This is a genomic window from Desulfovibrio sp. An276, from assembly GCF_002159665.1.
GTDB classification, from domain to species: domain Bacteria; phylum Desulfobacterota; class Desulfovibrionia; order Desulfovibrionales; family Desulfovibrionaceae; genus Desulfovibrio; species Desulfovibrio faecigallinarum.
The window spans coordinates 42597-64587 of record NZ_NFJC01000004.1; the positions used below are offsets into that span (position 1 = coordinate 42597).

Sequence of the window (21991 nt, forward strand, 5' to 3'; positions counted from 1 at the left end):
ATGGATATGGCAGCAAACGACGCTGTGGAACTCATAAAGCAGCGTATCAGCATAGTGGATCTCATTGGCCGCTACATTCCCCTGCGGCAGATGGGTAACCGCTTTGTGGCGCCCTGTCCCTTCCACCAGGAGACCAAACCCTCCTTCAACGTGACTCCGGACGGGCGCTTCTACTGCTTCGGCTGCCAGAAATCCGGCGACATCTTCACCTTCATGATGGAGTATCACGGCTTGAGCTTTCGCGATGCGCTCGAACAGCTGAGCCAGGAGGCAGGGGTAGATCTCGCAGCCTTTGGTCCGAGAAGGCAGCATCCAGGGGCTGCCAGGCAGAAGAACAGGAAAAAGGATCTTCTGCTCATGTACCGCCTGGCCCAGGGACACTTTGTGGCCAATCTGGAAGGCCCGGACGGGGCTGCCTGCCGCAAATACATGGCCGAACGCGGCATAAGCCCGGAGCTTGCCAGACGTTTCGGCCTTGGCTGGGCAAAAGACGGCTGGCACGATCTTGCATCCTTTTTGCAGGCCAAAGGATGCGATCTGAACCTTGCCATGGAGGGCGGTCTGCTCGGCAAATCCTCCAAGACAGGCAAGCCCTACGACCCCTTTCGTGCACGGCTCATGTTTCCCATCCGCAACACAGGTTCGGAAACCATAGCCTTTGGCGGACGCATCATCGACAAGGCCAGCGACGCAGCCAAATACATCAACAGCCAGGACAGCCCCATCTACAAGAAGGGCGAGCACCTCTACGGCCTGGATCTGGCTGCCAAGGCCATACGGGTGAACAAGAAGGTCTATCTCACAGAAGGCTACATGGATGTGCTCACCCTGCATCAGTACGGCTTTGAAAATTCTGTCGGCGGTCTTGGCACTGCCCTCACGGACCAGCAGGTCCAGCGCATCCTTGGCTACGGCCCGCAGGTGAACCTTCTCTACGACGGGGACAACGCAGGCCGCAAGGCTGCCATGGCAGCGGCTACCAAATTCCTTTCCCGCGGGGCATCCGTCAAGGTCATTCTCCAGCCAGAGGGCGAGGACATAGACACACTTTTGCGCGGCAAGGGACCGGACTTTTTCCGCGAGCTGTGCGACAAGGCCATGCCGGGCCTGCGCTTTTGTGTCGAAACCCTCTATGGGGTAGCCCCCAGGGACGCCCTCGAATGGTGCAGAACCTTCATCCGCGGCATGCAGATCCCGGAGCTTGTGAGCCCGACCATCTCCTACCTTTCCCGCTGGCTCAACTTTGACGAACAGAGCCTGCGCGACGGCCTTGTGCAGGACATGTCGCAGGCCCCAAGGGCAAATCAGGCGCAAGACAAGGCAATTTCGGCTACCCTGCCCCACATTGAGCGCGAAATACTGCGCACTGCCATACGCTACCCGGGACACGCACGGGACATACGCGACATGGGAGCGGACATACTGCTCAAAAGCCCCATGGCCAGTGCCCTGTGGAACAAGATCCTGGAACAGGGGGAAAACGCCGGCTATGAGCTTGAGGGTGAGGCAAGAACTCTCTGGGACAGGCACCGCGGCCTTGAGGCACCGCCGTGCAAAAATCCCGAGGCAGAGCTCGGGGCCCTGAAAAAAATTCTTGACAAATATTTGCACTCCATTCAAAAATCTTCTTTTTCCGCGCTCCTGCGTCAGAGCGATGCACAAGGCGACTACAGCGCCGGCATGCATGTTCTTGACACCCTTCAGGAACCTCTTTCGGAACCTCTTTCGGAGCTGAAAACAAATGACCAAGTTTAAGGAAGTTCAACATTACCAGGCACTTATCGACGATCTCATTGCCAGAGGTAAGGAAAAGGGCTTTCTCACCCATGAAGAAGTCTTGCACGCCCTGCCAGGCGATCATGGCCCCGAGCAGTACGAAGAGATTCTGAGTACCCTCGAGGAAAGAAAGATACTTGTTGTCGACAACGAAAAGGATGCGATGAAGAAGCTCTCGCGTCCGTCCATGGACGAGGATTCGGAAAAGGACAGTCTGGACATCAGCGATGACGACGACGCTGCCGACTACTCCTCCCGCAGCACGGATCCCGTGCGCATGTATTTGCGCGAAATGGGCGCAGTGCCCCTGCTGGACAGGGACGGCGAGGTTGTCATAGCCAAGAAGATCGAGCAGGGAGAGATGGACGTTCTCTACGCCCTGGTGGAAGTGCCGGTGGCCGTGGAAGAGCTCATCAACGTGGGCGACGAACTGCGCCAGAGCCGTATCAAGCTCAAGGATGTGGTCAAGACCATCGAGGAAGACGATCCGAGCGAGGACGAGATGAACCAGCGCTCGCGCGTTCTTCTTCTTCTCGACGAGATCCGCGAAATCTACCGCAAGAAGCGCAAGCTCTACAAGAAGCTCAACGACTCCATGGGGCACGAGGACAAGCGGACCATCAACGTCCAGAAGGAAATCCTTGCCTACAAGGAAGAGGTGGTCAAACGCCTTTCGGACATCAAGCTCGAAAAGACGCTCATCGATCGCGTCATCGAGACTGTGGACGACTACGTGCGCCAGATGCACAACTGTCAGCGCGATCTTTCTGCCTACATCCTGTCTACGGGACGCAAGCAGGACGAGATACAGTCCCTGTTCGACAAACTGGACAACCGCGAGATTCAGCCCATCGAGGTTGCCAGAAGTCTGCACATGAGCGTGGACGAGGTCTTTTCCTTCAAAGAAATGATCGTGGGCAAGATCGAGATCCTGAAGCGTCTGCAGGAAAAGTGCTGCCAGAACGTGGGCGACCTCGAAGAAGTCCTCTGGCGCATCAGGACAGGCAACGATGCTGCCATGAAGGCCAAGCAGGAGCTCATCCGCTCCAATCTGCGCCTTGTGGTCTCCATTGCCAAGAAATACACCAACCGCGGCCTGCAATTCCTGGATCTCATCCAGGAAGGCAACATCGGTCTCATGAAGGCTGTGGACAAATTCGAGTATCAGCGCGGCTACAAGTTCTCCACCTACGCCACGTGGTGGATCCGCCAGGCCATCACCCGCGCCATTGCCGACCAGGCAAGGACCATCCGCATCCCGGTGCACATGATCGAGACCATCAACAAACTCATCCGCACCTCGCGCTACCTTGTCCAGGAGCTCGGCCGCGATCCCACGCCAGAGGAAATTGCCGAACGCATGGACTACCCCGTGGAGAAGGTCAAGAAGGTTTTGAAGATTGCCAAGGAGCCCATTTCCCTGGAAACGCCCATTGGCGACGAGGAAGACTCCAGCCTTGGCGATTTCATCGAGGACAAGAAGGCCGTTGCCCCTGCGGAAGAAGTCATCAACACCAAGCTTTCCGAACAGCTGGCACAGGTCCTCTCGGACCTCACCCCCAGGGAAGAGCAGGTTTTGCGCAAGCGCTTCGGCATTGCCGAAAAGAGCGACCACACCCTCGAGGAAGTGGGCAAGCTCTTCAACGTGACCCGCGAGCGTATCCGTCAGATCGAGGCCAAGGCCTTGAGAAAGCTGCGCCATCCCATCCGCAGCCAACCCTTGCGCTCCTACTACGAGAACTAGCCTATGCTCGGACCCAAGGTCCTTTTGCGAGCCCTTGTCCTTTGTGCCACGCTTGGCAGCACACCTATGGCAATGGCAGCAGAGACGGAAGGAGATATGGTCCTCTCCGCACCTGTACCGGCAAGGGAAGAGACAAGGCTTGTGCTGCCGGACATTCCCGAGCTTGAGTCAAGGCCCAGGGCCATTGTGCTCCAGATTCCGGACGGCGACACCCTGCGCCTCACGGACAGGCGTGTCATACGCCTTGCCTGCATAGACGCTCCGGACCTTGCCCTCTCGCAGCCCACCCTCTTCACCAATCAGGAACTGCGCGAGGAAAACTTCCACGTCGAAAAAGACGAGGAGACTCAGGCAAAGGGCACAAAGAAAGGGCAGCGCTCAAGGCGCCATGTGGAACAGTACTTTGCCGTAGAGGCAAGGGATGCCTTGAGAAAGCTTGCCTTAAAAAGGCACGTGACACTTAGGGCAGAGGCCAGCAGAAAGGATCCCCAGGGACGCCTTCTGGCGGATGTTGTCCTTGAAGACGGGACTTCACTGGCAGCCTTTCTGGTCGAGAACGGCTTTGCCTATGTAGTCCACGATCCGCACTTTCCCCAGGGCTATCTCGACGCATTGTATGCCCTGCAGCAAAAGGCCATGCAGGCAAGAAGGGGTTTTTGGGGAAGGATTCTGGAACTTGAGGCCGCAAGGCTCCCCTGGACCGGCAATACCGAAACAAGGCTCTTCTATTCCGGCAACGATGTGCGCAGCCAACAGATAAAGCCCAGACTGCGCATGTACTTTGGAACGCTTCTCGACGCCTTTTCCTCCGGCTACGCGCCAGCCCGATCCAGGGACTTCTGGCCTGCTGCCGACAAGAAATAGCAGCCTTGTCCGAAGAAACTGACAAAGAACGCAAAACCGGCCCAAATGCCCTGTGAGGCGATTTGGGCCGGTTTTTGTTTTCCTTGTCATATCGGGCCGTGTATTGGGCCCTTGTTAATATTCGTAGAGCCAGTGCAGCATGCGCTTGTAGACACGCAGGCGGTTTTCTGCTTGCAACAACAAGAGTGCGTTCTTGCTGCCAATAACCTCGTTTTCTATGGGAATGGCCTTCATGGGCGCTGTGCCAAGCAAAACATGGGCGTTGTCTTCCGCATGGGACATTATCTCGCGGGTCAGGGACCATCTGTTGATCTGTTCCAGAGAGAGCATGCCGCGACCACTGTTGCCGGCAAAGACGAACTGGCAATTCTTGACCGCCTCCTTTGGCGTCTCAAAAAAGGTAATGTCCGACATGTAGTCGCTTGCGAGAGTCTCGTATATGGGGTTGCGATACATGTCCGGCAGGGCAATCTGCATTGCAAAGGGAAAGAACATGGTCGCTTCCATGAGCGAGAACATGGTTCCTGTAGGTGCCCCAATCCAGGCAATGCGCACCTTGCGCAAATCGTCGTGACAGTAGCGCATCATGCAGGCAATGTCCGCTATGGCATGGGCGGGATGCGCGTCCATGGAACCCACATTCAGGACAGGGAAGTCCACTTCGGGCCCTGGTTGCCACTGGCTTGCACGCATGCCGTACACAATGACTCCGTCCATGTAGTAGCGTATGGAGCCCATGAGCGCAGCCGGGAACTGTGAGACTGTTTCCTCCCACTTTTCCTCTGGCCCCATGTACACTGCATGGCCACGCATCTGGCGTATGGCAGCCGTAACACACAGTCTCTCGGACAAATCCGACTTTGCAAAAAGCAGCACAAAGGTCTTGTCCTCAAGAAAGTCGTCTATGCCCTTGGCCTCGGGAATGCCCCGCGCCTGCTGCAACAGTGTCCAGGCCAGATCCTTGCCGAGATCCTTGAGGTTGGTAATATAGCGCGCCATACTGATTCCTCCTGGGAATGGAAGGCCCTCCGTGCTGTCAAAAACGGAAGCACCTGATTTGTTTTTCCCACAGGGAACAGCAAAATGCAAGGCAGGCGAAAAAGTGACAGCAGCCTACCCTGCCCTTGAGGAACTCTTTTGGACAGTCTTGCCTTTTCGCTCCTTTTTCCTGCCAATGCCGGACAGAAGGCCGCTGACCACAAGGCCGCAGCCAAGCAGGGCCGAGGGTGAGAGCCTCTCGCCAGCGAGATAGCCGAAAATGCCGCCCCAGACAGGCTCGCCCGTATAGATGAGGGTAGCCCTGCTCGGGGGAACTGTTTTCTGTGCCCAGACCATGACGCTCTGGATGAGGGCAGTGCTCAAGCCCAGGCCGCAGGCGGAAAGGAGCACGTACCAGGAAAATTCCGGAATCCCTTCTCCTGCCACGGGCATGAGGGCAAAGGAGAGAAGGGAGGTGACAAAGACCTCCACAAAGGCCAGGCGTCTGGCATTGGATCGCGGAGCAAGGATGCCTGTACAGACAATTTCCATGGCAAAGATGAGGGAGCACAAAAGTGTCAGCATTTCACCCGTGCTCGCCTCGAAGTTCATCTGGAATCCCCCGGAAAGCAGCACAACGCCCACAAAGGCCAGGGCAAGGCTCACAAAGGATCTGGCCGTAGGGCGCCTTTTCATGAAAATCCACTCTATGAGGGGCACAAGGGGCACGTAGAAGGCTGTCAGAAAGGCGGACTTGGCAGCATCAAGCGAGGCAAGGCCCGCTGTCTGCAGGGCAAAGCCTGCAAAGACAATGCAGCCTAGCAAAGACCCGCCCACGATTTCCTCTCTGGTAATATCCCTGATGACGGAGGATGAGAGCGCAAGAAGAATCAGGGCCGCGCATCCAAAGCGCAAGCCAACGAAGAACAGGGGGCCGCAACTCTCCATTGCCATGCGGATGACGATGAAGGTAGCGCCCCATATCATGGTTATAACGCACAGGGCAAGTTCCTGCTTGTATTTCATTGCAAAATCTCTTTTTTGTGCGCGCAAGAAAGCGCTTTTTGTCTCTGATCTAAAGGCATTGCTCCACAAGGTCCGCAATAGAAGCTGTGCTCTTGCCAGCTGCGGCAAGCACATCCCTGTCCGCCCCCTCCATGGCGTAGCCATCATAGGCGGCAAGCATTTCCCTGTCGTTGCCGTCGTCGCCCACAGTCAGGATGTTACCTGGACTCAGGCAAAGCGCATCCAGGGCCCAGGCAATGCCAGTGGCCTTGCCAACTCCCCTTGCCGTCACATCGGCAACGGAAAGCGAGCACTGTACCTGTGCCTTTCCGGCAACATCCGCCTGCAGCCTTTCCCCCCAGGCCATGCTCCTCGTCCTCTCCCTGAAGCCAAAGCTTATCTGCAGGAAATCGATATCCCTGGCCTTTTGGACAGCCAGAGTGGATGGCGTGTAGACGGGGTTGAGCCAGGGGCCCGTCTCCTCAAGGACGTACATGGCAGATCCTGCGAAAAGCGCGCAGCTTGAACAGTGCTCCCGTATCTCGTGGTCCAGAAGGTAGCGGCTCATCTCGATGCCCAGCGGGCGCTCGGCTACAGGATTTGCCCTGCTGTCCAGAAGAAGCGCTCCGTTGTTGCACAAGAGAAAGTCGTATTCCAGAGGAAAGCGGGAAAGGTCCGCAAGGAGCGTCCCAGCGCCACGGCCTGTGACAATGCCAAAGAGGTTGCCCTCGGCACGCCATCTGGCAATGGCCAAAAGATCGCGTTCCGAAATGCTGTGTTTGCAAAAAACGGTGCCGTCAAAATCGCAGGCCAGAAGTCGCACGTTGTCCTTTCCTCCACATGCACGGGAATCAGACAAAACAATTGTCCGGGCCACTCCTCTATAGCCTTTTGCGGGTCTTGGCAACGAAGAGCAAATATGTATAGTCTTGGTTCCTCTCACAATGCGCTGCCCGGGTACTCCCCGCAAGAAAACAGACGCATAGCCAAAAGAGATATCCACACTCTGTTACGCGCAAAAGCCAAGGACAACAGTATGCCTACCAATTCTTCCGCAAATTCCCGGACCCAGCACAAGGCCCTTGTCTTTGACATGGACGGAACCCTGCTCGACACCCTTGCCGATCTGGCCCTTGCCTGCAACACAATGCTTGAAAGGCACAACATGCCCGTACACCCTGTACAAAGCTACAAGATCTTCGTTGGCAACGGCTTCAGAAAACTGGTCGAACGGGCCCTGCGCGGCAATCCTGCACCGGAAACTGCGGAATTCGAGGCCCTCATGCACGAAGCCAAGACCTTCTATACAGGGCACATGCGCGTCAACACCGTGCCCTACGAGGGCATTCTTCCCATGCTGCAGACCCTTAAGGAGCAGGGAAAAATCCTTGCCATCCTTTCCAACAAGCCGGATCCATTGACGCGGAGTCTTGCCGAGGACTTCTTCCCTTCCACCTTCGCCCTTGCGCGCGGCCAAAGGCCGGATGTCCCTCTGAAACCGAACCCCGAGGCACTGCTTGCCATGATAGACGAGCTCGGAGTTGAAAGGGACGAGGTCGCCTACGTGGGCGACACTGCCACAGACATGAAGACCGCACGCAATGCCGGCCTCTTTGCCATAGGCGTCACCTGGGGGTTTCGCGACGAGGCCGAACTTTTGGCAAACGGTGCCAACGCAATCGTTCACCACCCGTCTGAGATCACAACTCTTTGAAAAGGGCGTTTTTTTCATACCCGTTGCTTCGCTGCTTCTTGACCGGCTTAGCCAATTCTTGTAGATAAAGGCTACGCTCTTTTTCCTTGCCCCAAGACCCTGCCCAATGCAATTGCTCGGGTTTGTCTAGCAAGACAATTGTTTTCCTACGCTTTTTAGTCTTGAAGTCGCGCAGACTCATGTGTTGCCTTTCCTTGAGAACACGTGCAGCAAGAGTGGCATTGTACCCCCTACAAAAGACACAAAGGGGGCAACATCCAAAGCCGGTCAAAAAAAAGGAAAAAGAATACGTTTTGTTTTTCCAGTTTTGTCCTATGCCCTGACCTCGGGGCACCCTTTTCCATCCGGTCCCAGTAAAATGCCCATAAACATTCCCTCAGATCTGCCTGCCAAGGCCGCCCTTGAAAAGGAAAACATCTTTGTCATGGGCGAGGAGCGCGCATCCTCGCAGGACATACGTCCGCTCGACATTGTGATCGTCAACCTCATGCCGACCAAGATCACAACAGAAACACAGCTTTTGCGCGTTCTCTCCAACACTCCAATCCAGGTCAATGTGACACTTTTGCGCACAAGGGAGCACGTTTCTCGCAACACGCCCCTTGAGCACCTTGAGCGCTTCTACAAGACCTTTGACGAAATCAGGGACCGGCACTTTGACGGCATGATCGTTACCGGCGCTCCCGTGGAACACCTGGACTTCGAGCAGGTGGACTACTGGGACGAGCTTTTGCGCATCATGACCTATGCGGCCAGCGGCCACGTCTTTTCCTCGCTCTACCTGTGCTGGGCTGCCATGGCCGGCCTCTACCACTTCTACGGCATCCCGAAGCACGATCTGCCTTCCAAGCGCTTCGGTGTCTTCGAGCACGACATTCTCATGCCCACCTGCAGCCTGTTCAGGGGCTTTGACGATGTCTTCTGCGCCCCCCACTCAAGGCACACCGAGGTTTTGCTCAAGGACGTTTTGAAAGTTCCGGAGCTCAACGTTCTTGCCATCTCCAGGGAAGCCGGCCTTGCCCTGGTCGAGAGATATGACCACTCCCAGGTCTTCATGACAGGCCATCTCGAATACGATCGCGAGACCCTGGATCTGGAGTACAAGCGGGATCTGGCCAAGGGACTGCCCATCAACCAGCCCCGCCACTATTATCCCAACGACAATCCGGATGCGAGCCCTGTCATGAACTGGCGCGCCCACGCGCACCTTTTCTTCAGCAACTGGCTCAACTACTACGTCTACCAGGAAACCCCCTATACATTCACCCTCTAGGACCTGCCACAACACCCCGTTTTCCACTCATATCCCTGCCTTTCTGAAAAAAGGCTGCTCTTCCTGCAGCCCGCTGAAGTCTCAAACCGGTGCATGGCAACAGAGCAGAAAGGTCTGTCGGACCAAAGTTCCACGAGGTGCGTATGCATTTTTCGACAAGAACACGTTACGGACTGCGCTTTCTTCTCTGCCTTGCCGAACTTCCCCCTGGGGAACGAATCCAGTTGAGCCAGGTCGGTGAAAAGGAAAACATCTCTTCCGGCTATCTGCAGCAAATCGCACGTGCGCTGCGTCCCCTGAACATCCTTACTGCAGTGCGCGGAGCTGGTGGCGGCTACGGACTGAATCGTCCGCCAGAGGATATCAACCTCGAGGACGTTATTGTGCATCTTGAGGGAGAAATCTCCCCAGTGCGTTGCCTGACCGACAACTGTCCCCGCAAGGACATGTGCAAGACAGTGTCATTTTGGCAGCAGTTTGACGACCATATGCGCAGCTTTTTGCGCTCCAAGACCCTGAGGGATCTTGGCAGCTGCGCGGATCAGAGCTTCATGGACGACGCAAGGGACGAGGAGAGCATTGCCCCCTGCCCCCAGCCCTGCGACGAGGGTTGTCTCAAGCCCTGTTCCCAAATCTGGGAGGAAGATCAGGAAACTCGCAAGGGATAGAAATTTCCCTGCGCACGGAAAAATTTCACGCCTGCATTTCACTGCCTGTCCCGCCCTGCACAAGCTTTCGCGGGGCGGGCCTCTTCTTTTCCGCCATTTGCCCGCCTCAAGGGGGCTTCCCTTTTGCAAAGCGGGACATATATAACAGCAAGAATCGAGCTCATCCGAACTCTCGCCGCAAGTCCTGGCCTTAGTGCCCATCTCTGCTCTTGCGGTACAAGGAGATACATCACATGTGGAACTACTCACAAAAGGTCCAGGACTTCTTCCTCAAACCGCATAACGCCGGTCCCCTGGAAGACGCCAATGCCATAGGCGAAGTGGGAAGCCTTGCCTGCGGTGACGCACTCAAGCTGTACCTCAAGATAAACGACGAGGGTGTCATCGAAAAGGCCACCTTCGAAACCTTCGGCTGCGCCAGCGCCATTGCCTCCAGCTCCATCCTCACCGATATGGTCATTGGCATGAAGGTGGACGATGCGCTGAAGATCACCAATGCAGACATCGCCAAGGCCCTCGACGGCCTGCCCAGGGAAAAGATGCACTGCTCTGTCATGGGCCAGGAAGCCCTTGAGGCAGCCATCCGCAACTGGAAGGGCGAGCCTGCCATGCCCCACGCCCAGGAAGAGGGCAAGCTCGTCTGCAAATGCTTCAACGTGACCGACCAGACCATCATCAAGGCCATCAGGGAAAACAATCTGACCACTCTTGAGGATATCACGGCCTTCACAAAGGCTGGCGGCGCCTGTGGCACCTGCCTCGACGAGATTTCCGAAATTCTCGAAGAGGAGCTGCGCCGTCAGGGCAAGGGCGAGGCAGCTGCAGGCGTTGCCCAAACCATAGCCCAGAACGAGAAGGTCGCAGCCTCCCACACAGAGAAAGCAGCCCCTGCCGGTCTCACCAATATCGAGCGCATGCAAAAGGTCATGGCTGCCATGCAGCTCATCCGTCCCCAGCTGCAGGCTGACGGCGGCGACGTGCGCCTTGTGGACATTTCCGGAAAGGTTGTGAGCGTGGAGCTCACCGGCCATTGCGGCGGCTGCCCCGCCTCCCAGGCAACCCTCCATCAGGTCATCGAATCCATACTGCGCATGCAGGTAGAGCCCGACATCGTTGTCAAAGAGGTGAAGGCCTAATGCAAACCATCTATTTCGACAACAATGCGACCACAATGGTCGCCCCGGAAGTGACCGAGGCAATGCTGCCCTTCTTCACAACCTATTGGGGCAATCCCTCGAGCATGCACACCTTTGGCGGACAGGTCGCAAAGTACGTGGACGAGGCCCGCGAACAGGTGGCGGATCTCTTCAATGCAAAGCCCCAGGAAATCATCTTCACCTCCTGCGGCACGGAAAGTGACAACACTGCCATCTGGACTGCCCTGCAGACAAGGCCCGGCAAGAAGCACATTGTCACAACTGCTGTGGAGCATCCTGCCATTCTCGAGACCTGTGCCTTCTGGGAACGCAACGGCTACACAGTGACCCGCCTTGGTGTTGACGAAAAGGGCAACCTCGATCTCGAAGAATACGCCAATGCCCTCACCCCGGACACGGCCATTGTGTCCATCATGTATGCCAACAACGAGATAGGCAACATCTACCCCATCCCCCAAATGGCGGAAATGGCAAAGGAGCGCGGCATCCTCTTCCACACGGACGCAGTGCAGGCCGCAGGCAAGGTGGACATCGATCTCTCCAAGGTTCCGGTGGACATGCTCTCCATCTCCGGCCACAAGATCCACTGCCCCAAGGGCATAGGCATGCTCTATGTCCGCAAGGGCGTGCTCTTCCGTCCCTTTATCCGTGGCGGACACCAGGAAAGGGGCCGTCGCGGCGGTACGGAAAACGTGCCCTACATCGTGGGCCTCGGCAAGGCCTGCCAGATGGCCAAGGAAGGCATGGCGGACGAGCTGACCCGCGTGGCAGCACTTCGCGACAAGCTTGAGGCCGGCATCCTTGCCAGAGTTCCGGAATGCAAGGTCAATGGCGATCCCGCACACCGCCTGCCCGGCACAACCAACATAGCCTTCAGGAACATCGAGGGCGAGGCAGTGCTGCTCATGCTCGACCGCCTTGGCATCTGCGCAAGCTCCGGTTCTGCCTGCACCTCTGGCTCCCTTGAGTCCTCCCATGTGCTCAAGGCCATGAACGTGCCCTTCAAGTATGCCCACAGCTCCACGCGCTTCTCCCTGTGCCGCTACAACACGGAAGAAGAAGTGGATTTTGCAATCGAGAACATTCCCCCGGTGATCAAGACCCTGCGCGACCTCTCCCCCTTCAAGGACTAGTCGGCAAGCTGCTCACGCTTTTTGAAAAAAACAAGCACAATCTTGTCAGGACGTTCGGCTTTTCCGGGCGTCCTGATTTTTTTTGCGTGCCGTTTTGCAGTGTTTCACTACCTTGAAAAAGGCTGCCCACAGTCGTACCTTGGAGCCCATTGCAATTCGGCAACCCAAGGAAGATGCGGAGCCAATCCATGGAAGCATTTGACGTCATCATCATAGGGGCAGGCCCCGGCGGCCTTGCAGCGGCCAGGATACTGGCCAGGGCAGGCAAGAAGGTCGCATTGGTCGAAAACCGCAGCTGGGGAGGCACATGCCTTAACCGCGGCTGCGTTCCTACCAAGCTTTTGCTCGGAGCAGTGCGCCCCTTAAGCGTCATGGATGATCTTGCCAGGGGCAATATCCTGCATGGGTCAGAGCACGTCAACTTCTCTGCCCTGCGCGAAAAGGTGCGCAACTTCGTGAGCGGCACACGCAAGGCCCTTGCCATAGAGCTCATCAGCCTTGGCGTGCATCTTTTCAAGGGCACGGCCCACTGCCTTACGCCCACGCGCGTACGCATAACGGAACGTGACGCCCATTCCTTCACCATCGAGAGCAGGTACATGATACTGGCCTGCGGTTCCAGGACCTCGACCTATCCGAACCTCACTCCGGACGGACGCATTATCCTTGGTTCCACAACCATCTTGCAGCAGCGTGTCATTCCAGAAAGCCTCATTATTGCAGGCGGCGGCACTGTGGGCGTGGAAATGGCGGACTTTTTCATGCATATGGGCACGCGCGTCATCATTGCCGAGGCAGCGCCCCAGCTGGCACCCACGGAAGACAGCGACATTGCCATGCAGTTGCGCATGCATCTGGAAAAGCGCGGTGTCATCTGCCTGACAGGTGTCAGGGCAGTCTCCCTTGTTCCGGACAAGAACAGGGAAAATGCCGTGCTCACCCTGGCGGACGGGGCAAAGTACATGGCAAAAAAGGGCCTGATTGCCTCCGGACGCATGCCCAATACAGAGGAGCTGGGCGCGGAAAACGCAGGCTGTGCCTTAAACCGCAGGGGCTTTATCACCACCGACTACTATTTGCGCTCTTCCGAGACCACCTGGGCCATAGGCGACGTCAACGGAAAGATCCTGCTCGCACACGCTGCCACCCATCAGGGCGAATACGTTGCCCGCAGCATCCTGGGACTGGAAACCGCTCCCTACGAGCCCGGGCCCTGCCCGTCCTGCTTCCACGGAAGCCAGGAGATCATGCGCGTGGGCATGACAGAAAGGGAGGCAACTGCCCTGAGCAACAATGTTACCGTTTCCAAGGCACACTTTGCCTCCAACGTCATAGCCCAGGCTACGGGCAATCCCTACGGCTTTGTGAAGGTTGTGTGGAGGGGCGACAAGATGGCAGGCATAGCTGCCATTGGAGCCAATGTCTCCCAGCTGACCCTTTCTGCACAGCTTTTGCTCATAGGCCAGTACCACACGGAGAAACTGGATTCACTTATCGTGGCCCACCCCACTCTGGACGAAACCCTCGTGGCAGCCATCAGAGCCAAGCGAAGCCCGTCCAGGGTGTGACAAGGCCTTGTCCATGCTCTCTTTTTCGGATTTTTTTTGCTTTGTGACTCAAAAGTGGCTGGACAGAGTCAGATACAAATCTACAAAGCCCCCCGGTACCTGCTGCGAACAGATATGGGTCGGTGCGGCGCGTTACAGCCCCCCTGAACGATTGCCGTTAGAGCGTTAGAACTGTGACATGGCGTCAGACGCCGTGAACCAAAGCAATGACAGCGGGCATGATGCAAAGTTTGCATCATGCCCGCTGTCATATCTGTCCGGAAACTGTCTCAGGCAGGCAGAAGAACACCTGCCTGCAAAAGCTTTTGCACAACCCAGGTCATGGGCAGTCCCACGACCGTGCTCCAGGAGCCGTCGATTTTCTCGACCAGAAAGGCACCCTTGCCCTGTATGGCGTAGGCTCCGGCCTTGTCGTCGCACTCTCCGGTCCCCACATAGGAACGCAAGATATCCTCGCCAAAGGGGTAGAAGTGCACGTTGCAAACGTCGCACACGGTAATGGTGTTCTGATCCGCAAAGCTCAAGGCGACTGCCGTGATCACCTGATGGTCTCTGCCGCTCAGGCTTTTCAGCATTTCCAAAGCCTCGCTCCTGTCCGAGGGCTTGCCCATGATGCGGCCGTCCAGGGTGACAATGGTGTCTGCAGCCAGAACAACCTCGTTGTCTGCCTTTCTTGCTGCCCACATCTTGAACAGTGCACAGTGCAGGGCAAATTCGCGCGAGTTCTGGCCGGGGATTGCGTCCGGCTCTCCGGACACGGGACGCACGATGTAGGGTATGCCCAAATCGTCCAGAAACTGCTTTCTGCGCGGCGAGCCCGAGGCAAGGACAAGTTGCGTGTTCCCGGCAAGGGTAAAGAGCGGCTTCGTGGACGGTTTCATGGGCTCCTCCTGCAAGGGCATCCGAAAATCCGGAAAATGGGAAAAATCAGACCTTGAGTTCTTCCTTCGCAATGACCGATCCATCAAGGCCAAGGACCGTGAAACAGCCATTGTCGTAGACAGCGTAGCTTTTGGGATAGCCCTGTTTGGGCAGCGTCATGGAACCCGGATTCCAGAAATGGTACCCGTCCACCTCTTCTGCCCTTGGCACATGGGTGTGCCCGCGCAAAAAGACGGTTCCCTTCGCAAAGCCCGGCATGGGCGGAACCTCGGGGATGCGGTGGCCGTGGCTTGCGTATATCTCGAGGCTTCCGTCCACTATCCAGGCGCTTTCCGTCATGGGGAATGGCAGGACAAAGAGATCCACCTCGGCATCGCAATTGCCACGAACGGCGATGAGCGGAACCATTTCCATGAGCCTTGCAAAATTGTCCGGCATGTTGCCAGGGCCATAGGAGGCGGGCAGCCTGTTGCGCGGTCCGTGGTAGAGGATGTCTCCCAAGAGGACCACATGGTCGGGCTTCATCTCTTCGGTCTTTGCAAGCAGAAACTCAAGGCTCTCGCAGGAACCGTGCAAATCGGATGCTATGAGCATGCGCATTGATTGCTACTCCCCTGTGCCAGTCTTGTCCCTGTTCATCCAGGCGTCCCTTGTCAGCGCCTCTTCGGGCAGCATGACGGGAATGCCCTCGCGCACAGGGTACACAAGGGCGCATTTTGCGCAGGCAAGGCCCTCGCAAGTGCCAGCATCCGGCAAAAGCTCAAGCTTGCCCTGGCACACTGGGCAGACCAGAAGGCCCAGAAGTTCCTCTTTGTTCATAAAAACGCTCCTCGGGGCACGGGGCCCTTGTGTGTCCGGCATGAAGCCATGCCGGACACCTACTATAGACAAAATGCTAGGGATGCGCCACAGCCACGTACGGGTCGCCAAAGTAGCGTCTGACCACTTCCCTGATGTCCGCAGGAGTGACCTTCCTGGCCTTTTCCAGCTGCTGCAGGGCAAAGTCTTCGGGCAGACCGAAGAACACTTCCATGGCAGCCTCGCCGCCCCTGGCGGACAGGCTCTGGCGCGAGCGCACATAGCGGCCCTCGATCACGTTGCAGGCTGCCTCAAGCAGGGCAGGATCGAGCTCCTTTTCCTTCAGATTCTGTACTATGGCCGCAAAGCCCTTGCGCGCCTCTTCCACGCGATCCGGTGTCGTGCCTGCGTAGAAGAGCATGAGGCCTGCCTTCTGGAAGGTGAGGTTTTGGGCAGTCACTGTGTAGCCAAGGCTCTCCTCGTCGCGCATCTTCGAGAAGAGCAGACCGCTTTGCCCGGAAAGAACTGCCTGCAAAAGAGTCAGGGCAGGCGCATCCGGATGTGTCTGCGGCACAGTAGGCCACAGTTCCACAAGATGGGCCTTGTTCTTGTCCGGCACGTGCAGGACAAGCTCCTTGTCCCTGCCCCAGGAAGGGGCCTCGACTACCACGCGCTTTGCGCTTGCCTTTGGCAGGGTCTTCGCCCAAGCAAGGGCCTTTTCCCTGTCAAACTTTCCGGAAAAGACCAGCACCCTTGGCTGGGCCATCTGTTCCTTCCAGTAGCGGACCACATCGTCCCTCGTAAAGGCATTCACGCCCTTTTCCGTGCCGAGTGCATCAAGGCCGTAGGGGTGGTTGCCAAAGAGGGAGGGCCACAGCTTTGCCACAAGCTTGGACATACTGTCGTCGTCGCGGATGATCCTGGCGCTTTGCATGTCCTTCTTGGCCCTGGCTATTTCGCTCTCCTCGAAGCGGGGGGCTGTCACGACGCTGTACATCAGGGCCAGAAGATCGTCCATGTAGCGCGAGGGTGTACTCGCACTGATGGAAAAGGTCTGGCGTCCTGCCTTGGCGCCCAGGGTCTGGGCCTTCGAGGCCAGGGCCTTTTCAAAGGCCACCCTGTCGAGCTCGCCGCAGCCATCGCTCAAGGTATCGGCCACAAGCGTTGCCAGACCTTGTGTCTTCTCATTGAGCAGGGCGTTGCCGCCTGCAGCTATCATGTTCACGGACACGTAGGGGATGGTGTTGTCCCGGACAAGCACAAGCTGAACACCGTTTTCAAGCTCTATGGTCTCGCGACCCTTTGCCCTGGTAGCCGCTGCACTCTGCGTTCCTTGGGAAGCCTTTGGCCATTCGCGTTCCAGGATGGCGGCAAGGTCGCCAATCTGTGCCTTTTCCGGGGCAAGCAGGCGCACGCTGACCCTTTCCGGACGGATGTAGTCCCTGTACGCACTCTCAATCTGGGCAAGATCCACGCTGCGCAGGGCCTTGCGCATATTGGCCTCGCCAAGGCGCCCGCCCATCTCGAATTCCATCTGGGCCCGCCAGGAGGTCAGGCCGTTCAGGGTCTCGGACTGGCGGTCAAAGTCGTCCTCTGTCACAAACTTGGCCCTGGCAAGATCGTCTGCGCCAAAGTCCCCAATCCTGAATTTGGCGAGATCGCGCACAAGCTCGGTAAAGAACTGGTCTGTCTTGTCCGCATCCAGAATGGCGGAAATGGTGAAAAGCCCCACTCTGGAAAGGCTCATGTTGCTCACGGAGATGCTGTCCACAAGGCGCAAGTCGTTGCGGTACTTGCGCTCGAAGGGTGTGGTGCCGTCTCCGGCAAGCAGATAGGCCAGAAGATCCAGGTCAAGGGATGTGTAGTCGCGAAGGCCCGGCACGGGGAAGGCAAGGCTCAAATAGACCTTGTTCCACTTGCCCCTGACTATTTCCACGCGCCCCTTGTCGGCAAATTCCAGACTGCTGGCTTCAATGGGGGCCTGGGCTTTAAGCTCGTTTCTGTTTGCAAGGGAGGAGAAGTTCTTCTCCACATAGGCGCGCACGGCTTCCGGGTCCATGTCGCCTGCGACCACAAGCAGCATGTTCTGGGGCTGGTACCAGGTGTTGATATAGGCTCTTAGGGAATCCACGGTCACGGCATTGACACTTTCCCTCGTGCCTATGATGGGATGGGCATAGGGGGTTTTGGCAAGGCCAGCCCTTTGCACCTCGAGAAAGAGCCTGTAGGTCGGCTCGTCCTCGTTGCCTTCCATTTCGGAGATGATGACGGGCTTTTCCTTTTCCAGCTCCTCTGGATCGAGCAGGGGATGGAAGGCCATGTCGCGCACAATATCTATGCCTGTCTGCCAGTGCCTTGCGGGCATGTCCGTAAGATAGCAGGTCTTGTCAAAGCTCGTGTAGGCATTGAGATAGCCGCCCAAAGACTCAACTTCCCTGGCAATCTGCCCCTTGGGACGCGTGGTCGTGCCCTTGAAGACCATATGTTCGAGCACATGACTTATGCCAAAGTCCCTTTCTTTTTCGTTGCTCGATCCTGTGCGCACATAAAGCCTTGTGCACACCATGGGAAAGCGCGTGTCCTTTATAAGGTAGACATTCAGGCCGTTTGCCAGTTTGAAGATCGTTTCGTTCGGGGAAGAGGTTTCGAAGCCCAGGCTTCCCTTCTCTGCCGCATTTTCCGCGGCCATTGCTGTTTCCATGGAACCTGAAAGAATAAGCATACCTGTAACCACAAGAAGAATCAGCAAGCGCTGCAATGGATATTTTCCTTTTGTTTCAGCCATATGTATCACCCTTGCATAAATGTGCGATCCAACTGCTGTCCGCTCTTTTTGCGAGGCAGGAGACAGGCTCGTGTGCATGGAGCCCATGCCCAAGGCATGGCCTGTCGGGCCCCCAAGGGGGCAAAAATCCCGGCCGGGGCCGGGAAAATTTGTTGATTTCATGAGGCTTTGTGCGGATTTCGGCTACCTGTTCTCGCGAAAGAGCGCAAGCGTCTCTTCCGGGGAGCCGAGGCGCAGGGACTTTTCCTCCCTCGGCGCATCTAAAACCCTGGGCTCTCCAGCAAGGGGAAGCTCCTTCGTCCGTATGAAGGTGTCCACAAGACCAAAGACGAGCTCGTTGCCGCAAAAGCGTCCCTTTGCGATATTTGCCTGGTACTTTGGCAGCTTTGCCTCGAATTCCGTGAGCAGTTGCGGAGAGAGCTTCTCCATATCCGCCTGCATGCCGTAGCCAAGACGTTCTATGTAGAGCGCGTTGAAGCGCTGCTCTATCATGGATTTCAGAGGGATGGTCAGTATGGGCTTGCCAAGATGCAAGGCCTCGGTCATGAGCGTATGGCTTCCGCCCTGGACAACATAGGACGCACTCGCAAGAAGCTGCAAAAAGACGTCCTCGCTCTTCTTCATGAAGACGATATTGCCGTCCTGTCCCTCTTCCCTGGTGTAGCCAAAGACATAGCATGTTCTTTTGGTAGAGTTTTTCAAGAAATCCAAAAGGGCTGGACTTGTGCTGTTGCTCTGGTACACAAGGACATGGCCCAGATCTTCGGGCTTTGCCGCTATAACCTTGTCCCGCAGTATGGGAGGAACTACCCTTGCCCTGTATTTTGAAAGTACCGGCGGCTGGTAGAAGGAGACAATGAGGTTCTGTTCCGTTGGGCTGAAAAGGTATTTTGGAGTCAGCCCCTGCACCATTGTGTCCCACCACATGTTGCCGGGCAGATTGTGCCTGCAGCAGGTGATAACGTGCTGGTGGCTCAAGGTCAGGCAGGGCACATTCATGCGCTTTGCGGCCCTTGGCACAAAGTACTCAAGGTCAGTCATGCACACATCGGGCTCGAAGGCGTGGATGAGATCCATGATCTCGCGCACGTACTTCTCCCTTTTCCAGAGCAGGGGGACTGCCCTTTTGATGGTGGTCTTGAAGTCCACCTTGTAGTTTTTGAAGGCAGTGCCGAGATTGGGAATCGTGTGCACGGGAAATTCCGGCTTGAGCACGGATAAGGCATCGTCTGCGCAGACAAAGAGAAAGTCGTGCTGCCTGAGCCTGCGGGCTATGGTGAGCCCGCGCATGGCGTGTCCATGCCCTGTGCCGTGTACTCCATACAAAATCCGCGCCATGAAACCCCCTTTTTGGTATGTCCTGTCTGGTTGGCCCTAGGCCTTGGCATCGGCCACTGTGGTGTCCGCGTCTTCGCTGTCGCGCACTGCCTCCACGATGTTGGGAAGCTTGCCTATGCGCTCGATGACCTCGTAGAGCTGGTTGGCGTTCTTGACCTCAACCACAAAGTGCAGGGTGGATCTGCCGTCCACCAGGGCCTTGATGGTAGCGGACTGGATGTTGACTTCCGCCTCTGCAAGAACAGTGGCAATGGAGGCCAGGGCACCCCGCTGGTTCTTGGCAAGAACGAAGATGCCACCCTCGAAGGGCTTGCCCTGCTCGCCCTCGTCCCCTTCCCAATGCACGGAAATAAGCCTTTCGGGCTCCATGTTGGGAACATTGGGACAGTCGGCCCTGTGAACGGTAATGCCTGCTCCGCGGCTGATGTAGCCCACAATGGGGTCCCCGGGCACGGGATTGCAGCAGCGAGCAAAGCGCATGAGAACACCGTCCACGCCGGAGACGGCAACGCCGCCTGCGGGAAGCTTGCCCTTGCCCTCCTCGTGCGCTGGCTGTGCAGGTGGCGTGGGTTCGGCTGCCTTCTGTGCAGCTACCGGTTCCCCTGGATGAAGCACTGCGTAGAGCTTGTTCAAAACCTTGCGCGGGGTCACGTGGGCGTAGCCCACTGCGGCGTAGAGTTCCTCTATGCCGTCGAAATTCATGTCCTGGGCAACAATGTTGAGCTGACCTTCCTTGGCGCAGCGCACGACATTGATGCTGGCCTTCCTGCCTTCCTTTTCCAGCATTTCGCGGCCAAGCTGAATGGCGCGCATGCGCTCTTCGGTGCGCAGATAGTGCTGGATGCGGTTGCGGGCCCTGGCGGTCTTGACAATCTTGAGCCAGTCCCTGTTGGGGTTGCGGGCAGGATCGGTGATGACCTCGACAGTGTCGCCGTTTTTCAGCGGGGTTCCCAGGGGCACAAGGCGGCCGTTGACCTTGGCGCCTGCGCAGTGCTGCCCCACCTTGGTGTGGATGTGGAAGGCAAAGTCCAGGGGCGTTGCGCCTTCGGGCAATTCCTTGACGTCGCCTGCAGGCGTGTAGACGTAGACCTCGTCGTGGAAGAGGTCCATCTTCAGGGAGTGCATGAACTCCTTGCCGTCCGCCTCGTCGCGCTGGCGCTCGAAGATTTCGTTGAGCCAGGAGAACTGGGCCAGATCCTTGCTGTTGATGCGGCCGTGCTCCTTGTAGAGCCAGTGGGCGGCAATGCCGTGCTCTGCCTGCCTGTGCATTTCCTCTGTGCGTATCTGCACTTCGATACGCTCGCCGTCAGGGCCTATGACCGTGGTGTGCAGGCTCTGGTAGCCGTTGGCCTTGGGCATGGAAATGTAGTCTTTGAAGCGCCCGTGCACGGGTTTCCACTGCTGGTGCACAAGGCCAAGGACCGCGTAGCATTCCTTGACATCCTTGACTATGACCCTGAAGGCCATGATGTCGTGCATTTCGTCCAGAGTCAGGGACTCTGCCAGCATCTTCTTGTAGATGCTGTAGTGGTGCTTGATACGTCCGTAGACCTGACCCTCGATGTCGTTCTTCTTCAGAAAATCCTGAAGCATGCCCACAACGTTCTCTATGATCTTCTTTTCCACCACCTGATGTTCTTCCAGCCAGTGGGTAATCAGATTGTAGACGTCGGGGCGAAGATACTTGAAGCTCAGATCCTCCAGCTTGCGCATGATGTTGTAGAGGCCGAGCCTGTTTGCCAGGGGAGCATAGATGTCCATGGTCTCCTGGGCTATGCGCTTTTGCTTGTAGGCCTTCTGGAAGTCCAGAGTGCTCATGTTGTGCAGACGGTCTGCCAGTTTGACCATGATGACGCGCATGTCGTGGCTCATGGCGAGGATCATCTTGCGTATGTTCTCTGCCTGAGCCTCTTCCTTGCTGTCAAAGGGAATGCGGCTGATCTTTGTGACACCATCCACGATGTCCGCGGTCTCGTCGCCGAAGTTTTCGGCAATGGTGTCTATGTCCACACCTGTGTCTTCCACTGTGTCGTGCAAAAGGCCTGCCGCGATGGTAGGCTCGTCAAAGCCCATTTCGGCCAGGATGTTGGCAACGGCCAGAGGATGGGACAGATAGGGTTCTCCGGAGAGTCTTGTCTGTCCTGCGTGGGCCGTGGCGGCAAAGATGTAGGCCCTCTGGATCATCTCCAGATCGGCGTCCTTGTGCAGCGACTGCACCTTGTCGAGAATTTCCTGGATGCGTATCATACAATGCTCTCCGCAGACTTGGACACAGGCAGGACAAAATTGTCCCTCATGTCCCTCATGT

The 21991-nt window shown here is 56.9% G+C and carries 19 protein-coding genes; 9 read left to right on the forward strand and 10 right to left on the reverse strand.

The features are described from left to right. From dnaG to B5F76_RS03555, 3 genes are read left to right on the forward strand one after another with little or no spacing between them, the layout of a single operon-like run. Complete coding sequence (gene dnaG / locus B5F76_RS03545) at nt 1–1755, forward strand: DNA primase (protein ID WP_087351193.1); 1755 nt, start codon at nt 1–3, stop codon at nt 1753–1755. Next, nucleotides 1742–3520 carry an RNA polymerase sigma factor RpoD gene (gene rpoD / locus B5F76_RS03550; RefSeq protein WP_087351196.1) on the forward strand — a complete coding sequence of 593 codons (1779 nt, stop codon included), beginning with the start codon at nt 1742–1744 and terminating at the stop codon, nt 3518–3520. The genes dnaG and rpoD overlap by 14 nt, the downstream gene beginning before the upstream one ends. Nucleotides 3521–3523: 3 nt before the next feature. Beyond that, entirely contained in the window at nt 3524–4384 is an 861-nt protein-coding gene (locus tag B5F76_RS03555) for a thermonuclease family protein (protein ID WP_087351199.1), read from the forward strand. 114 nt (nt 4385–4498) lie between these two features. Here B5F76_RS03555 and B5F76_RS03560 read toward each other — a convergent pair whose 3' ends face one another. The 3 genes from B5F76_RS03560 to B5F76_RS03570 all read right to left on the reverse strand — a co-directional run bounded on the left by B5F76_RS03560 (nt 4499) and on the right by B5F76_RS03570 (nt 7190). Next, the gene (locus tag B5F76_RS03560) at nt 4499–5383 is read right to left on the reverse strand and encodes a hypothetical protein (RefSeq protein ID WP_087351202.1); all 885 of its coding nucleotides are present in this window, start codon (nt 5381–5383) and stop codon (nt 4499–4501) included. Between the two features lie 114 nt (nt 5384–5497). Continuing rightward, a complete protein-coding gene (locus B5F76_RS03565; protein WP_087351205.1) occupies nt 5498–6388 on the reverse strand; it encodes a DMT family transporter in 891 nt (296 codons plus the stop codon). 49 nt (nt 6389–6437) lie between these two features. Next, a complete protein-coding gene (locus tag B5F76_RS03570) occupies nt 6438–7190 on the reverse strand; it encodes an HAD family hydrolase (protein WP_162608663.1) in 753 nt (250 codons plus the stop codon). Nucleotides 7191–7403: 213 nt separating this feature from the next. On the opposite strand from B5F76_RS03570, the gene B5F76_RS03575 reads away from it, so the two are divergent. Beyond that, nucleotides 7404–8081 carry an HAD family hydrolase gene (locus B5F76_RS03575; protein WP_162608664.1) on the forward strand — a complete coding sequence of 226 codons (678 nt, stop codon included), beginning with the start codon at nt 7404–7406 and terminating at the stop codon, nt 8079–8081. On the opposite strand, the gene B5F76_RS03580 is transcribed toward B5F76_RS03575, so the two are convergent. Beyond that, entirely contained in the window at nt 8068–8262 is a 195-nt protein-coding gene (locus B5F76_RS03580) for a hypothetical protein (protein ID WP_087351211.1), read from the reverse strand. The two genes, B5F76_RS03575 and B5F76_RS03580, sit on opposite strands and share 14 nt — an antisense overlap. A 177-nt stretch (nt 8263–8439) precedes the next feature. Between B5F76_RS03580 and metA the strand changes: the two genes are divergently transcribed. The 5 genes from metA to B5F76_RS03605 all read left to right on the forward strand — a co-directional run bounded on the left by metA (nt 8440) and on the right by B5F76_RS03605 (nt 13880). Beyond that, complete coding sequence (gene metA, locus B5F76_RS03585; protein WP_087351408.1) at nt 8440–9354, forward strand: homoserine O-acetyltransferase MetA; 915 nt, start codon at nt 8440–8442, stop codon at nt 9352–9354. Between the two features lie 143 nt (nt 9355–9497). Further along, a complete protein-coding gene (locus B5F76_RS03590; protein WP_087351215.1) occupies nt 9498–10022 on the forward strand; it encodes an RrF2 family transcriptional regulator in 525 nt (174 codons plus the stop codon). Between the two features lie 233 nt (nt 10023–10255). Then, on the forward strand, nt 10256–11158 hold the full coding sequence (nifU, locus tag B5F76_RS03595) for a Fe-S cluster assembly protein NifU (protein WP_087351218.1): 903 nt from the start codon (nt 10256–10258) through the stop codon (nt 11156–11158). Beyond that, a complete protein-coding gene (nifS, locus tag B5F76_RS03600) occupies nt 11158–12312 on the forward strand; it encodes a cysteine desulfurase NifS (protein ID WP_087351221.1) in 1155 nt (384 codons plus the stop codon). The genes nifU and nifS overlap by 1 nt, the downstream gene beginning before the upstream one ends. Before the next feature lie 188 nt (nt 12313–12500). Continuing rightward, on the forward strand, nt 12501–13880 hold the full coding sequence (locus B5F76_RS03605) for a dihydrolipoyl dehydrogenase family protein (RefSeq protein ID WP_087351224.1): 1380 nt from the start codon (nt 12501–12503) through the stop codon (nt 13878–13880). Nucleotides 13881–14149: 269 nt separating this feature from the next. On the opposite strand, the gene B5F76_RS03610 is transcribed toward B5F76_RS03605, so the two are convergent. The 6 genes from B5F76_RS03610 to B5F76_RS03635 form a co-directional block, all read right to left on the reverse strand. Then, nucleotides 14150–14761, reverse strand: coding sequence for a Maf family protein (locus tag B5F76_RS03610; RefSeq protein ID WP_087351228.1), 612 nt, complete (start codon nt 14759–14761; stop codon nt 14150–14152). A 46-nt stretch (nt 14762–14807) separates the two neighbouring features. After that, complete coding sequence (gene yfcE / locus B5F76_RS03615; RefSeq protein ID WP_087351231.1) at nt 14808–15362, reverse strand: phosphodiesterase; 555 nt, start codon at nt 15360–15362, stop codon at nt 14808–14810. Between the two features lie 6 nt (nt 15363–15368). Then, nucleotides 15369–15581, reverse strand: a complete 213-nt coding sequence (locus B5F76_RS03620) for a Trm112 family protein (protein WP_087351234.1) — start codon at nt 15579–15581, stop codon at nt 15369–15371. A gap of 76 nt (nt 15582–15657) precedes the next feature. Then, nucleotides 15658–18261, reverse strand: a complete 2604-nt coding sequence (locus B5F76_RS03625) for a M16 family metallopeptidase (RefSeq protein ID WP_239406945.1) — start codon at nt 18259–18261, stop codon at nt 15658–15660. A 267-nt stretch (nt 18262–18528) separates the two neighbouring features. Next, nucleotides 18529–19683, reverse strand: a complete 1155-nt coding sequence (locus B5F76_RS03630) for a glycosyltransferase family protein (protein WP_087351237.1) — start codon at nt 19681–19683, stop codon at nt 18529–18531. Nucleotides 19684–19719: 36 nt separating this feature from the next. Beyond that, nucleotides 19720–21930, reverse strand: coding sequence for a RelA/SpoT family protein (locus tag B5F76_RS03635; RefSeq protein ID WP_087351240.1), 2211 nt, complete (start codon nt 21928–21930; stop codon nt 19720–19722). Between the last annotated feature and the right edge of the window lie 61 nt (nt 21931–21991).